The sequence below is a fragment of the Anaerorhabdus sp. genome (assembly GCF_036637135.1).
Lineage (GTDB): Bacteria > Bacillota_I > Bacilli_A > Erysipelotrichales > Erysipelotrichaceae > Anaerorhabdus.
On record NZ_JAVWNC010000052.1, the window covers coordinates 1 to 14,158 of the forward strand.

The following is a 14,158-nucleotide window of genomic DNA, read 5'->3' on the forward strand; positions in this document are numbered from 1 at the left end:
GATGCAATAGGCATTAATATTCCTGATTTTCTCATTATGTATCTCCAAATACTATTTCTGTTATTATAGCAAGAAATTGAAAACTAGTGAAACCTATTAAGTACATATTTAACTTTATATGATATAAAAAATGCATTTTGATAATTATTAATACATTTATTCACTTCTCCTTATTCACTAATCCTATATAAATAATAAAATAAACGAAAATATTTTCATATATTCAAATAATTAGTATAGAATAAAGGAAAGGGGAGTAATTGCATGAAAAGATTTTATTTAATATCACAGAATAAATCATTTAAGCAAGAGATAGAGGGTGGATTTATTTGGTGTCCGCAAACAAAAAAAGATGGTTCATTCTGCCAAAATTATGAATTTGTTAAAAATATTAAAATAGGCGACATTATTTTTAGTCGTTATAAAAATCAACTACCTTATATTGGAATTGCTACATCCAACTGCTTCATTTCAGATAATCCATTTAATGATGTCTCTTGGAATAAGGAAGGATATCAAGTAGATATTAAATATTTGAAAACCAACTGTACTAAGCGACTTGCCGATTATTTCAAAGAATATGAATCATTATTACCTTTAAAATTTTCTCCATTTACAAAAAAAGGTGGAAGCGTTCAAGCCTATGCTTTTGAATTAAATGAAGCTCTATCAAACTACTTCATAACTAATTTTATATCAAATGGTACATTTCTCATCAATTCACTTGAAAGTGGTTTTGTTTATCCTGAGATTATAAGCGATGAAGACCTTGAAAAAACCCATAAAATCGAACAACACTATGGAATTACTCATAAAAAAGCATTTAAAGTAGATGTCGAAAAAGAAACCGAGCAAATGAAACGTAATAAAGAACTTGGTGATGCTGGCGAACAATTTATCATCCATGAATTGATGAAAGATTTAGGCGATTTAGATGATGCAATAAAAAAACAACTTGTTATCCATGCAGCAAATGATTCAAAATATGGAGCAGATTCAGCTGGTTTTGATATAATTAAATTTGATTCTGTGACAAACAGTGAAAGTAGAGAATATATCGAAGTAAAAACGACGAATAAAGATCTTAAACAACCATTCTTCATTAGTAGCACAGAATTAAATTTCGCTCGTCAAAATCCTGAAAACTATTATATTTACAGAGTTTATAACTTTAGCGAAAATCCAGAATATGTTCGCATAAAGTTTAATGATATTTCGCAAGATGAAATATCACCCGTTAACTATAAAATAGAATTAAAGTAGAAATCACTTCAACATTTTGTGATTTCTTTTTTTGATACTTAACATTTCAAGTAATGCCATTTCTAATATTCTTGAGTAGTTAATTCCTTCTGCCTCAGCTCTTTCTTTAAGCCAAAGTGGTATCGTAACATTTGTTTTAACTCTTCTATTCTCCATTTCATGTTTTACTAGATCAGGAAAAATAGTTATTGGAGTTACCATTTCATCATTAGTTTTTAGTTTTCTGCTTGGTGATGGAAGTTTATCATTATCTTTTTCCATACCATAAATATGTAGTTCTAATGCTTCTTTTGCATTTGCACATACTTCTTCAATGGTATCTCCTGAAGTACCACATCCTGGTAAATCTGGAAAATAAGCACCATAGCTTGATTCCCCTTCTTCAATAATTGCTAGATATGTCAATTTTCTCATGACTTTTTCTCCTTTATTCCTGCTTGTTTTAAAATGTTATTGAGTGTGCCTTTGGGTAAATCTTTATTATGTAGTGGTACTGTTACTTTACCCTTTAAAGTTCTGTGTTTAAGTTGTGCATGGGAACCGTTAAAATTTTCAATATACCAACCTAGTTTATTAAGTTGTTTAATAACATCTTTCGCTTTCATCTATTTTATACTCCTTTTTTATACGTATGTAAATAGCTTTCTCACTTATTTATTCGCATAAATTAGGATTCCCCTAAAAAAAACACTCTTTCGAGTGTCTCTTATACATTAAATCTAAAGTGTAATATATCTCCATCTTTTACAATGTATTCTTTACCTTCTAAACGAAGCTTACCTGCTTCTTTTAGTTTTACTTCTGACTTATATTCCATATAGTCATCATAACTGAAGCATTCAGCACGTATGAATCCTTTTTGGAAGTCAGTATGGATTACTCCAGCGCATTCAGGTGCTGTCATACCTTCATGGAAAGTCCATGCACGACATTCTTGTACTCCAACAGTGAAGAATGTTTTTAGACCAAGTAAGTGGTATGCAGATTTAATGACTTGATCCAGCCCACTTTCCTCTATTCCTAAATCTTGTAGGAATACTGTCTTCTCTTCTTTATCTAATGTAGATAATTCTTCTTCAATTTTTGCACAGATAGCGATAACATCGTTGTTTTCTTTAGCGGCGTATTCCTTAACTGTGTTGAAGTGACGATTAGAAGATGGATTCCCAATTTCTTCCTCTGACATGTTTGCGATATAAATCATAGGTTTGCTGGTAAGTAATTGATACCCATTCGCTACTTCTACTTCTTCTTTACCTAATTCAACGCTACGTGCTGGTTTTCCTTCACGTAATGCATCTACTAGTTTCTTTACGACTACATATTCAGCTGCAGCTTCTTTATCTTTAGCTTGTGCTTTACGTTCAATTTTAGTTAAACGATTTTCCATACTTTGAAGATCTGCAAGTGCAAGCTCCAAGTTGATGATTTCAATATCACGAATTGGATCTACTGATCCTTCTACGTGAGTAATATCTGCATCATCAAAACAACGTACTACATGACAAATCGCATCTACTTGACGAATATGAGATAAGAATTGATTTCCTAACCCTTCTCCTTTTGAAGCTCCTTTTACAAGACCTGCAATATCTGTGAATTCAAATGTTGTATAAATGATTTTCTTTGGTATTGCTATTTTTATAATTTCATCCATACGATGATCTGGTACTTCTACAATTCCCACATTAGGTTGTATAGTTGCAAATGGATAATTTGCTGCTTCTACCTGACTTTGTGTGATTGCATTAAATAATGTTGATTTACCTACATTAGGTAATCCAACGATTCCTGCTGTTAATGACATATTATCTACTTCCTTTCGAACACCTATTAGTTTACCTTTTTTTAGCTCTCTTCTCAATGTTTAAATTGTTGAAAAGGTACATATTCGTTTTTATTCTATTTGATTTTCTTGATTTTAGTGCTTTTAACCTTTATTCCTTTATATAATCTTCATTTGCATTTACTCACAAAACTCCATATAATATCCTCTGTATTCTTAAAAGGGGAGTTTTATGAAATTTAATTCGTTTCAAATAAAGCTATTTATGATGCTTTTGATGGTATTAGACCATCTATCAATTATACCTGGATTTTTACCTTATGAACTTATTGCGGTATTCCATTTCATCACAAGACCTGTTGCTATTTGGTTTGCTTTTACATTAGTAGAAGGTTATATGCATACACATGATCGTTATGCTTATTGCAAACGCTTATTCACTTTTGCAGGTATTATGATGATCGGTAATACAATGATCATGGTTACTATTAATCCTGAACTTATGCCTAACTTTCCAAATATTATCTTAGCATTAGCGCTGAGTTGCCTTGCGTTAATTCTGTTTTATCACGATGAAGGTAAGATTACTGGTATACCACCTGTCTTACGTACAAGTACTGGAATACTGGTCTTAGTATTTTGTACATTATTCGCTGAGGGTAGTTTCATTATTCCAGCAGTTGTCTTCATTTTTTACCACACCTATAACAAACCAAAACAAAGAGATATTTGGCTATGGGGAATAACACTTATCTTATTTATCCCAGTATTAATCTCAGTATTAACAACTGGTGGTTCCTTCTTTGATCTTTTCTACACTGAAGGGTATGCAGTCTTAGTGATTCCGTTTATTCATATGTATAATGGTAAACTTGGAAAGAAAACCAAATTCACTCAATATTTATTCTATGTATTCTATCCATTACATATCTGGATTTTCTATACATTAGCGGCATTCATAAAATAGCATAAAGCGTAACTCATGGTTACGCTTTTATTATGCCTATTCAATTCCATCTTTTAGTATTGCGACATACTCGGTAAAAATAAAGATACGATTTCTACTTACATTCTTAACTTTATTTAGAATTCCCATATCACAGAATTCAGTAACAACGTGAGAAACTGTATTGTATGTTAAGTTACAATCTTTGGAAGTCTTTTTTATTTCAATGATTGGGTTTGATTCCAAGTATTCAAAAACCACCCTTGCATTCTTAGATAATCTTCCCATTTGTTCAATCTGTTGACTAACTTTATTATGTAAAACTTCTAATCTTTCTATATTCGCTATTGCATCTTTTGCGGATTCATAGATTGCTTCTAGGAAGAAAACTATCCATTGATCATAATTACCTTTTTCTCTAACCTCCATCATCCTATCATAATACTCAGTACGATTCTTCTTTAAGAAATAGGATACATATAAAACAGGTTTTGATAATACTTTACAATGCATCAACATCAAGATAATTAATAATCTTCCAACTCTTCCATTCCCATCTAAAAATGGATGTATGGTTTCAAACTGATAATGAACTAAAGCTGTGCGTATTAACACATCCACGTCACTCTCTTCATTCATATAGTTCTCAAGATTTCCCATTGCTTGTTTCATATCTTCTGGATTCGGTGGAATATATCTAGCATTTTTTAATGTGCTTCCTTTTGGTCCAATCCAGTTTTGTGAAGTTCTAAATTCCCCAGGATTTTTTTCTTGTCCTCTAACATTCTTCATTAATTCTGCATGTGCTTCTTTAATTAGTCGATTGCATAGTGGCAATGTGTTCAAACGATCAATAGCGTATTCACTCGCATGAATATAGTTAATAACATCTTTTATATTAAGATTGGTATTTTCTTCAATCATTGGGTCAAGTACATCTTCTAGAGTTGCTTGTGTGCCCTCTATTTGAGAAGTAAGTAATGCTTCTTTTCTTACATACATTGTCATGAAGATATTCATATTCGGTATCTTACTTGTCAACATATCTAATCTTGCGAGTTCTGTTCTTGCATTCACTAAACTTTGTATCGTTTCATCATCAAACCCAAACGTGCGATCTAATGGTAAATGCGTTGGAGAAAATGATTTATACTCCGCATCACTAGATAAATTTGTTTTGTATTTTCTAGATAAATTCACTTAACTCACCTCCATGTAAAACTAGTATATCACCGTTATTTCATTTTATCTAATTAAAATGAAATAAGTATATATTTTTATCTTTCTTATTTCATTTTCAACAAAAAAGAAGAAATATTTTCATATCTCTTCTAATCTTCTTTTTCTGCTTTTTGTACTACTCGCTTTAGTTTTCTTTCAAACTCAGCTCTATCAAACATAATGGAAGAACCACAGCCTTGACATTTAATCTTGATATCAGCACCCATACGAATAATTTTCCACAACTTTGATTTATGACAAGGATGTTCCTTCTTCATTTCTACGATATCATTTAAACCATATTGTTCCATTCTACACCTCTGCATTCTTACAAGCTTGAATTGTATTCTTCAATAACATAGTGATTGTCATTGGACCAACACCTTTAGGAACAGGTGTAATCGCAGATACATGGTCAACTACATCATCAAAATCAACATCACCTACTAATTTTCCTTCATCATTACGATTAACTCCTACATCAATAACATAAGCTCCTTCTTTTACAAAATCCTTTGTGACAAACTTCGCTTTTCCAATTGCGACAACTAAGATATCTGCTTCCTTGCATATTGCTTGGATATTTTCTGTTTTTGAATGACAAATTGTTACTGTTGCGTTTTCATTCATTAATAATCTTGCGACAGGATTACCTACTAAATTACTTCTTCCAATCACAACTGCACGTTTCCCTCTTAAATCTACATTCATTCTTTTTAATAATTCAATAATCCCTTGTGGTGTACATGGTACAAATCCTTCTTCACCCAAATGTAGTTTACCTACATTGATTGGATGTAGACCATCTACATCTTTGTTTGGATCAATTGCCCATAATACTTCTTTTTCATTTAAGTGTTTAGGTAATGGTAATTGCACAAGAATACCATCAATTGATGAATCTTCATTGCATTCTTTTACCACACGCATCAATTCTTCTTGAGTTGTATTTTCCTCTAAATGAATCATCTTCGATCCTAAACCAATTTCTTTGCATGCTTTTTCTTTACCTGTAACATAAGATACACTTGCAGGATTATTCCCTACCAAAATAACACAAAGAGTTGGAACCTTTTTACCTTCATCTTCTCTCTTTGCGATTTCCATTTTCATTTCGTCTTTTAATTCTTTCGCTACTTCACTTCCATATATTATTTGAGCCATCTTTTTATCCTCACTATTTTCTTTATCCTTATATAATGCCATTGCGAATGCACTCACACCTGCAATCGCTATTCCCATCGCTAGTGTAACTACGACACCCACAATAACTACCGCAAATACTGTTTTCGAGTCCAAGTAATCTTTGATAGAAAAATAAGTATATGTTGTAAACCCTAAGATAATCATTGCGATAACCGCAAAACAACATAAAGCTGTCTTAATTATTTTCTTATTCATAGTATTTCCTTCGAATCAATCACGATAGTGATTGGTCCATCATTGCATAAATCAATCAACATTTCCGCACCAAAGATACCTGGTTTTGTTTCTACTCGCTTCGCACAGATTTCATTGAACTTCTCATACAATGGTTTGGATATCTCTGGTCTTGCTGCTGCAATAAAACTTGGACGTCTACCTTTCTTACAATCTCCATATAATGTAAATTGAGAAATCGATAATATGGACCCACCAACTTCTTCAATACCTAAATTCATTTTGCCATCCATGTCATCAAAAATTCTTAAGTCAACGACTTTATTCGCAATCTTTTCCACAATCTCTTCAGTATCCCCATCAGTAATTCCAACTAATAAAAGGAATCCTTTATCAATTTGATTGTAAACTTCGTTATCAATTGTCACCGAAGCATGTCTTACTCTTTGAACTACAACTTTCATATCAAAATCTCCTTGTACCTATTCTACTATGAAAATAGGATTAATTGTAGATAACTTTACATAAAGCTAATCAGTTTATGTTGTTTATTTATGGTAAAATAAGGGGAGATAGAAAAGGAGAGAACTTATGTATTTAACCTCATTAACACAATTTCACTCCTTGATGAAGAGTGATCAAAATAAAAAAATCGCTGAGCGAATATATGATAAAGATAATTATATTGAAGTTGATATTACAAACACAGAACCTGTCGTTGCCTGTGGTGTTTTTGAGTATTATGGAACATTTAATCACGCTACTGTAACAGTGAATACGGAAACAGAAACTATTGATAGTTTCTCTTGTGATTGCAGATGGTGTAGTAAAGAAAACCCTTGTGCCCATGTCGGTGCATTAGTATTAAGAATGAGCGTGATCGATCATGATGAATTGCCCTACTTTTATGATACAGCTAGTGAAGATGAAGAATTGGATGAAGATATCCATCCTTTCCTAAAACCTCTACCTAAGCCTAAGATCAATGCTCCTATGGATTTAGATTATTACGCAAATCTAAGGCTTGAAAGAAATTCCAAAGCTTTGATTGATAGTTTAAGAGAATCAATACGTCCTCTTGTGGTATCTCCAAGTGAAAAGATTTCACTTGTACCCCAAGTTATCCCTTACCAATCTCACTATTATGAACCTGTACGTTGTGTCCTTGAATTAAAGATTGGTTATCAAAAACCTTATGTTGTTAAAAACATCAACCAACTACTTACACAAATTGAGCAGCATGATTATGCTAACTATGGTAAGAATTTTGCTTCTTACTTAAACATTGAATTTTTTGATGAAGACTCTCAAAAACTTATCCAATTCTTAATGAAATATCGTTATTTATTTCGTGCTATGCCTACTAATAACTTACGTCATTTTCCATTAAGTGAGCCATGTCTTGAAGACTTCTATGAACTTCTTTTATCGATGGATGATACGCATGGCATTGAATTAAATGAGGATGAATCACCTTGTGAACTCGAGTTTTCACCATTTGGCACTGGTTATTCACTCAATCTAAAACCAAATCGCATAATGATTGTAAATGGGCATTCTTATTCATTTCATGATAAGACATTAACACGACACATTTTTAAAAATCCTACAGGTATTCTCCGTTTATACAATGCATTTGGAATTACTGCAAATCAATTAAATATGAGTGACGTAACTTCGTTTTATCATTTATGTCTTGTTGATATTCTAGATGATTTACATCTTATTAATTTTCCACAACACTTACTGAGTACCAATGAAATACATCGTATTGAATTGTATGGTGATTTAAATAATCGTTCTGATTTAGAAATATCTATTCATTATATAAAGAATGATGGTTCTAAAACTTATGCCTTTACCCAAAATACAAAAGTTGATGATTTAAACGCGATTCTTGTAGAGAACTTTGTTAGAGATTATGCTTACTCCATTGACACCGATAACCACAAAGCTTTCTTGGATATGAATAAAGATAGAACTTATGATTTCATTAAGTCTGGCTTGGATAAATTAAAAGAACATTGTGATGTCTTTGTTTCTGAAGCACTTAAATCCATTGGCACACCAAAACACTATGCTATTAATTTGGGTGTTCGTGTTGACGCAGGTATCCTTGAATTGGATATTTCATCCACAGATATTCCTTTATCCGAATTATCAGATGTCCTAAAAAACTATAAACGACGTAAGAAATTCCATCGTTTAAAGAACGGCGAATTACTTTATTTGGAATCAGATGAACTTAATGAGATTGAAGGTATTTTGGAATCGAATCATTTATCGACTGATGATTTGAAAGAAGGTAAAGTTCAATTACCACTTTATCGTAGTTTCCAAACCAATGAAGCTATCAGTAATTTAAATACAATATCAATCGCAAGAAGTGATTCATTCAAAGATTGTCTAACAAGTTTCAATCTACAAAATCATCATTTTGATATTAACCCTAGTTATCTATCAACATTACGTGATTATCAAATTGTTGGTGTTCAATGGATGGCATTATTGCATTCCTATGGATTCAATGGGATACTTGCGGATGATATGGGATTGGGTAAGACTTTACAAGTAATTACCCTCATTGATTCCCTTAAACCAACAAAACCTACTTTAGTTGTATGCCCTGCATCCTTGATTCTAAACTGGCAAGATGAAGTAGAGAAGTTTAGTTCTTCATTAAGTTGCCTAGCCATCCATGGTAGTGCAGAATACCGCGCTTCCCTCATTCATGATATTCACAAATATAATATTTGTGTAACCAGTTATGACTATGTTAGACGTGATATTGAATTACTAAAGGAAATTGACTTTGAATATATTATCTTAGATGAAGCTCAATACATTAAGAATCACAATACAAAGAATGCACAATCAACCAAAGCATTGAAAGCACAATATCGATTAGCACTTACGGGTACTCCTATTGAAAACTCACTCGCAGAATTATGGAGCATCTTTGATTATTTAATGCCAAACTATTTATATAACTATCATTACTTTAGGAAGAACTTTGAAGTACCTATTGTAAAGGATCAAGATGAAGAGGTACAAGTAAGACTTAAGCGTATGGTTGAACCTTTTATATTAAGAAGACTTAAAACAGAAGTATTAAAAGAATTACCAGATAAACTTGAACAAACCATTAAAATAGATTTTAATGATGATGAAGAGAAGTTATATTTAGCTCACGCTGTGCAAGTAGCTAGTTCAATTGAAAAACAACTCAAAGCAAACAAGTTTGATAAGATTCAAGTCCTTTCGATGATTACAAAGTTACGACAACTTTGTTCAGAACCTCGTGTCCTCTTTGAAAACATTGATGTTGCATCAAGTAAAATGAATGCATGCATGGATATCATCACTACATTTAAAGAAAACAAGAAGAAAGTACTCCTTTTCTCATCCTTTACATCGATATTCCCTTTTATCATTAAAGAACTAAAAAGAGAAAAGATTAAATACCATGTACTTACAGGTGAGACAGATAAGACATTACGACGTCAACTTGTACAAGATTTTCAATCAGATGACTCAACTGTTTTCCTAATATCACTAAAAGCAGGAGGAACTGGATTAAATCTAACTGCAGCAGAAGGGGTTATCCATTTTGACCCTTGGTGGAATATCTCTGCACAAAATCAAGCAACCGATCGTTCTCATCGTATTGGACAAAAGAATATCGTACAAGTATATAAACTCATTATGAAAAACACAATTGAAGAAAAGATTATTAAACTTCAAGAAACAAAGAAAAACCTAGCAGATACCTTTGTAGAAAACAATGAAGGCACTATATCACAACTATCACCAGAACAATTACTAGACTTGTTCAAGTAGGAGGTTTGTATGAAAGAACCCTTAGCATTTCGATTAAGACCTGAGAAATTAGATGATGTCATTGGTCAAGAACACCTTGTAGGTAAAGATAAAATACTTCGTCGTTTGATTGAAGAGAAACGACTTTTTTCACTTATTTTCTTTGGGCCTCCAGGTACCGGAAAAACAACTTTAGCAAAATGTTTAGCGAATGAACTACAAATTCCATATCGTATGTTTAATGCGGTAACGGGAAATAAAAAAGAACTGGATGGTATTTTCTTAGAAGCAAAACTTGCGCCTGGTCTTGTGGTTATCGTAGATGAAGTTCATCGTTTGAACAAAGATAAACAAGATTTATTACTTCCACATATTGAAGATGGTTCTATCATTTTGCTTGGTGCAACAACATCAAATCCATTCTTCGCAATCAATCCTGCAATTCGAAGTCGCTGTCAATTGCTTGAAGTTAAACAGTTAACTAGTGATGATATTGCCAAGGCAATAACTCGCGCATGTACGCATAAACAGGGACTCTCTGACACTTTAATCGAAGATGACGCAATACAATTAATCGCTCGTCATTCTAATGGTGATGTCCGTTACGCATTAAATATTTTAGAGATTTGTGCACTTGCATCCAACGGTACAATTACCAAAGATACAGTTGAACAATACTCACAATTTCCAAACACAAATATGTCTAGTGATGATGATGGTCACTATGATGCCGTAAGTGCTTTTCAAAAATCAATACGCGGTAGTGATGTTGATGCCGCTCTTTATTATTTAGCTCGATTAATTCAAGCTGGTGATATGGATTCCATTGAGCGAAGATTATTAGTCATTGCATATGAAGATATCGGTTTGGGCAATCCTGCAGCGGTCGCACGCGTCATCAATGCAATTGATGCCGCAAAGCGTGTTGGATTTCCTGAAGGTATGATTCCTCTTGGTGTAGCGATTGTTGATTTATGTTGTTCACCAAAAAGTAAATCCGGAGCAATGGCGATTCATGCAGCGATGGCAGAGGTACAAAATCAAGCACTTCCTGTACCAGAATATTTACGTTTAACACCTGTCAATTTAAAAGAAGAAGACAAATATGATTATGATCATCCAGAAGTTTGGCCACAAATTCAGTACCTACCAAATGCCATAAAAAACAAACATTTCTATACACCTTGGCCAACAAGTAGTTATGAGAACCAATTAGCAAAAAATCTGGAAGAACTACGAAAAATCACTAAATTTAACAAAATTTCCCAAATTCCTCGAAAAAAGCGTTAAATAGGCGCTTTTTTTACCCACAATTGACCTCAAAAAGATGATTTTCTGACAAAATTTCATCTTTTTTTTTGACAAATTCAAAAAAAGTGAATAAAATGCTTGAGTGACTGAAAAAATGGAGGATTTATGAAAGCTAAGAAGTTAGTACTCACAGCTGCCTGTTTCTTGGTAGTACTGTGTGGAAGTCTTTCTGAAAACATTCAGGAAGTCCAAGCTGAAGAAACTACAACTTCAACTGTTGTGAACGAACCAACAAGAACAGTAGATGTTGAAGTCAATTCAACTGACGCATTTGATCGTATTAAAGCATCACTTATTCAAAACGCAGTATTTGAAGAAGCTGGTGTAGACCCAACTTTAATTGACATTGAAAAATGTGAAATGATCGTGGGTGCTGTTGATACAACCAAAGTAGGTATTCAAGATATCAACGTAATGATCAATGTAAAACCTATCAATGAGTCAACTCTTTTAATCAAACAAACGATTACTACAAAAGTCTCATTACACATTGTCGATACACAAGCTCCTGCAATAGGATTAACTAAGGATTCTCTTCGTGCTCAATTGAACCAAGATGAAATCAACCCTTGGGACTATGTAGAGTTTATTTACGACAATTCAAAAGAAAACTTATATGACACATTAAGCATTGAAAGCAATGTCGACACTTACACTGAAGGCGAATACGCTATCGTGTATACTGCGCAAGACAGTTCTGGTAACCAATCTAGCGTTACATTACCAGTAACAGTTTCGAAACAAATCATCGTTCAAGGTGGAGTTGCATCAGGTGATGATATCAACTACATGCTTGAGCTGATCAATGGTGTACGTGCTGATCAAGGTTTGTCAGCATTAAAACTTGCGGATGATGCAGGTCAAACTGCAATCGCAATTCGTGCATCAGAATCTGTAAATGATGTTAGCCATCGTAGACCTGATGGGTCTCATTACAAAACTGCATTATCTGATCAAGGTGTAGTTTGGGATCATTCACCATTAGAAATTCTTACTTGCTCTGGTAGCACAGTAGAAGCTAAACTAAATTGGTGGTTAAATTCTGCGGGGCATCGCTCAATTCTATTGCAACCAAGTTACGATACAATCGCAATTGGTTACAGTGGAAATATGTGGGCAGCAATCGTCTACTAAACGAACAAGTCGAAAGGCTTGTTTTTTTTATATTTCTTTGTGTTTACTAAAACTTCAGCAAAATCACAAAAAAAGATGAAAATCGACTATTTTTCACCTATTTTTTTCAACGCTTCAATTGTGAACGCTCTAAGAGCCTCTAAATCCTTCGTATTTGGTCGTTTTCTCTTCAAGAACAAGAAGGAGCCAGTTGTGACAAAACGCTTAGGATACACCTCTATGCCCTTTGCACGCAAATTGTTGATTAACAGCTCAGTTTGGTCTTTTTTCGTAAAATTCGATGAAAATATGACCGCATGCTTAATTTGATTCACTGGTAAATCATCAATATATCTAAACAATTCTGGAGCAGGTTTTCCACCATAGATCCCCGTTCCAATAAACAAACAATCCGTATCAAATAATCGATGTTGTTCTGCAATATTAATTGCCTCAACCCCACATACATCCGCAACAACTTTAGCCATTTTTTCAGTATGCTTTGTCCTTGTAAAATAAACTACTTCTATCTTCATATTTATTTCCCCACTAATGCATTCAAGAAACTATTTGCGATACCCAATACAATCGCCGCCAAGACTGTCGTCATAAACGAATCTATTGAAGCACCACTTACAAACGAAAACGCTAATTGCAACACAAACCCATTTATTATTAATGAGAACAAACCAAATGTTAGAAATGTTACAGGAAACGTAAATATTGTAAGTAGGGGTTTAATTGTTACGTTTAATATAGATAAGATAATTGCAAGCATCATTAACGTCTCACCAGAACTAATCTCAATTCCACTAAACAAGTAATTAACAATCCACAACGATATCGTATTAACAGCTAATGTTAAAATTATTCTTTTCATAACCTACTCCTTTACTATCCGTAAGTTTATCATATTTCTACATTAAGTAAAAGATAGCTACTTTCAGTTTCATGTAATGTTCACATGAAGACATAAAAAAAGATGGATTTCTCCATCAATTTAGGTTAGTTCTACTTAATACCAGGACCAGTAACCGCTCCAGTTGAAGCAGTATAAACATATGCATTACTACTACTATCTGTCCAAGTTGCAGTAGTAAGTGTTGATAATGTATCAACATCGTCATTGTAAGTACAACCAGTCATTTTAGTAACTGTTATACTTAACTTCGCTTCAGCAGCAGTTCTTCTTGCAACTTCATTTGAATAACATGCTTTTGCATTCGCAGCTCCAACTGATGCTTTTGATTGATCAATATACCCACTAATTTGTGGCACTAATAATAAACCTAATACTGCTAAGATCGCAATTACTACGA

Annotated in this window: 15 protein-coding genes; 5 read left to right on the forward strand and 10 right to left on the reverse strand. The window is 33.2% G+C overall.

Annotated features, from left to right (window positions below; all coding sequences use genetic code 11):
• Nucleotides 1-264 precede the first annotated feature (264 nt).
• Nucleotides 265-1,263, forward strand: coding sequence for a DUF3883 domain-containing protein (locus RR643_RS09140; protein ID WP_332483023.1), 999 nt, complete (start codon nucleotides 265-267; stop codon nucleotides 1,261-1,263).
• 3 nt (nucleotides 1,264-1,266) lie between these two features.
• Here RR643_RS09140 and RR643_RS09145 read toward each other — a convergent pair whose 3' ends face one another.
• The 3 genes from RR643_RS09145 to ychF all read right to left on the reverse strand — a co-directional run bounded on the left by RR643_RS09145 (nucleotide 1,267) and on the right by ychF (nucleotide 3,070).
• The gene (locus tag RR643_RS09145) at nucleotides 1,267-1,677 is read right to left on the reverse strand and encodes a type II toxin-antitoxin system HicB family antitoxin (protein ID WP_332483024.1); all 411 of its coding nucleotides are present in this window, start codon (nucleotides 1,675-1,677) and stop codon (nucleotides 1,267-1,269) included.
• A complete protein-coding gene (locus tag RR643_RS09150; protein ID WP_332483025.1) occupies nucleotides 1,674-1,868 on the reverse strand; it encodes a type II toxin-antitoxin system HicA family toxin in 195 nt (64 codons plus the stop codon). Before RR643_RS09150 ends, RR643_RS09145 begins: the two co-directional genes overlap by 4 nt.
• 101 nt (nucleotides 1,869-1,969) lie before the next feature.
• Entirely contained in the window at nucleotides 1,970-3,070 is a 1,101-nt protein-coding gene (ychF, locus tag RR643_RS09155) for a redox-regulated ATPase YchF (RefSeq protein WP_332483026.1), read from the reverse strand.
• A gap of 211 nt (nucleotides 3,071-3,281) precedes the next feature.
• Here ychF and RR643_RS09160 point away from each other — a divergent pair, with 211 nt between their 5' ends.
• On the forward strand, nucleotides 3,282-4,016 hold the full coding sequence (locus tag RR643_RS09160) for a TraX family protein (protein ID WP_332483027.1): 735 nt from the start codon (nucleotides 3,282-3,284) through the stop codon (nucleotides 4,014-4,016).
• A gap of 36 nt (nucleotides 4,017-4,052) precedes the next feature.
• Here RR643_RS09160 and RR643_RS09165 read toward each other — a convergent pair whose 3' ends face one another.
• From RR643_RS09165 to dtd, 4 genes are all read right to left on the reverse strand, one after another.
• The gene (locus RR643_RS09165; RefSeq protein WP_332483028.1) at nucleotides 4,053-5,195 is read right to left on the reverse strand and encodes a Fic family protein; all 1,143 of its coding nucleotides are present in this window, start codon (nucleotides 5,193-5,195) and stop codon (nucleotides 4,053-4,055) included.
• Between the two features lie 131 nt (nucleotides 5,196-5,326).
• Complete coding sequence (locus RR643_RS09170) at nucleotides 5,327-5,527, reverse strand: DUF951 domain-containing protein (RefSeq protein WP_332468713.1); 201 nt, start codon at nucleotides 5,525-5,527, stop codon at nucleotides 5,327-5,329.
• A 1-nt stretch (nucleotide 5,528) separates the two neighbouring features.
• On the reverse strand, nucleotides 5,529-6,617 hold the full coding sequence (gene folD / locus RR643_RS09175) for a bifunctional methylenetetrahydrofolate dehydrogenase/methenyltetrahydrofolate cyclohydrolase FolD (protein WP_442881416.1): 1,089 nt from the start codon (nucleotides 6,615-6,617) through the stop codon (nucleotides 5,529-5,531).
• On the reverse strand, nucleotides 6,614-7,060 hold the full coding sequence (gene dtd, locus RR643_RS09180) for a D-aminoacyl-tRNA deacylase (protein ID WP_332468711.1): 447 nt from the start codon (nucleotides 7,058-7,060) through the stop codon (nucleotides 6,614-6,616). The genes folD and dtd overlap by 4 nt, the downstream gene beginning before the upstream one ends.
• Before the next feature lie 127 nt (nucleotides 7,061-7,187).
• Here dtd and RR643_RS09185 point away from each other — a divergent pair, with 127 nt between their 5' ends.
• From RR643_RS09185 to RR643_RS09195, 3 genes are all read left to right on the forward strand, one after another.
• Nucleotides 7,188-10,436 carry a DEAD/DEAH box helicase gene (locus RR643_RS09185; RefSeq protein WP_332483029.1) on the forward strand — a complete coding sequence of 1,083 codons (3,249 nt, stop codon included), beginning with the start codon at nucleotides 7,188-7,190 and terminating at the stop codon, nucleotides 10,434-10,436.
• A 9-nt stretch (nucleotides 10,437-10,445) separates the two neighbouring features.
• Entirely contained in the window at nucleotides 10,446-11,705 is a 1,260-nt protein-coding gene (locus tag RR643_RS09190) for a replication-associated recombination protein A (protein WP_332483030.1), read from the forward strand.
• A gap of 126 nt (nucleotides 11,706-11,831) precedes the next feature.
• A complete protein-coding gene (locus RR643_RS09195) occupies nucleotides 11,832-12,860 on the forward strand; it encodes an immunoglobulin-like domain-containing protein (protein WP_332468708.1) in 1,029 nt (342 codons plus the stop codon).
• Nucleotides 12,861-12,946: 86 nt separating this feature from the next.
• On the opposite strand, the gene RR643_RS09200 is transcribed toward RR643_RS09195, so the two are convergent.
• The 3 genes from RR643_RS09200 to RR643_RS09210 all read right to left on the reverse strand — a co-directional run.
• Entirely contained in the window at nucleotides 12,947-13,375 is a 429-nt protein-coding gene (locus RR643_RS09200) for a flavodoxin domain-containing protein (protein WP_332468707.1), read from the reverse strand.
• 2 nt (nucleotides 13,376-13,377) lie between these two features.
• The gene (locus RR643_RS09205; protein ID WP_332468706.1) at nucleotides 13,378-13,719 is read right to left on the reverse strand and encodes a phage holin family protein; all 342 of its coding nucleotides are present in this window, start codon (nucleotides 13,717-13,719) and stop codon (nucleotides 13,378-13,380) included.
• A 131-nt stretch (nucleotides 13,720-13,850) separates the two neighbouring features.
• Nucleotides 13,851-14,158 (reverse strand): type II secretion system protein (locus RR643_RS09210; RefSeq protein ID WP_332483031.1); only part of this gene is annotated, 308 nt, incomplete at its 5' end.

What these genes read in the sequence shown, in the direction of transcription:
- RR643_RS09140 (WP_332483023.1), top strand. Translation starts at nt 265, where the DNA reads ATGAAAAGATTTTATTTAATATCACAGAATAAATCATTTAAGCAAGAG.
- RR643_RS09145 (WP_332483024.1), bottom strand. Translation starts at nt 1,677, where the DNA reads ATGAGAAAATTGACATATCTAGCAATTATTGAAGAAGGGGAATCAAGC.
- RR643_RS09150 (WP_332483025.1), bottom strand. Translation starts at nt 1,868, where the DNA reads ATGAAAGCGAAAGATGTTATTAAACAACTTAATAAACTAGGTTGGTAT.
- ychF (WP_332483026.1), bottom strand. Translation starts at nt 3,070, where the DNA reads ATGTCATTAACAGCAGGAATCGTTGGATTACCTAATGTAGGTAAATCA.
- RR643_RS09160 (WP_332483027.1), top strand. Translation starts at nt 3,282, where the DNA reads ATGAAATTTAATTCGTTTCAAATAAAGCTATTTATGATGCTTTTGATG.
- RR643_RS09170 (WP_332468713.1), bottom strand. Translation starts at nt 5,527, where the DNA reads ATGGAACAATATGGTTTAAATGATATCGTAGAAATGAAGAAGGAACAT.
- folD (WP_442881416.1), bottom strand. Translation starts at nt 6,617, where the DNA reads ATGAATAAGAAAATAATTAAGACAGCTTTATGTTGTTTTGCGGTTATC.
- dtd (WP_332468711.1), bottom strand. Translation starts at nt 7,060, where the DNA reads ATGAAAGTTGTAGTTCAAAGAGTAAGACATGCTTCGGTGACAATTGAT.
- RR643_RS09185 (WP_332483029.1), top strand. Translation starts at nt 7,188, where the DNA reads ATGTATTTAACCTCATTAACACAATTTCACTCCTTGATGAAGAGTGAT.
- RR643_RS09190 (WP_332483030.1), top strand. Translation starts at nt 10,446, where the DNA reads ATGAAAGAACCCTTAGCATTTCGATTAAGACCTGAGAAATTAGATGAT.
- RR643_RS09195 (WP_332468708.1), top strand. Translation starts at nt 11,832, where the DNA reads ATGAAAGCTAAGAAGTTAGTACTCACAGCTGCCTGTTTCTTGGTAGTA.
- RR643_RS09200 (WP_332468707.1), bottom strand. Translation starts at nt 13,375, where the DNA reads ATGAAGATAGAAGTAGTTTATTTTACAAGGACAAAGCATACTGAAAAA.
- RR643_RS09205 (WP_332468706.1), bottom strand. Translation starts at nt 13,719, where the DNA reads ATGAAAAGAATAATTTTAACATTAGCTGTTAATACGATATCGTTGTGG.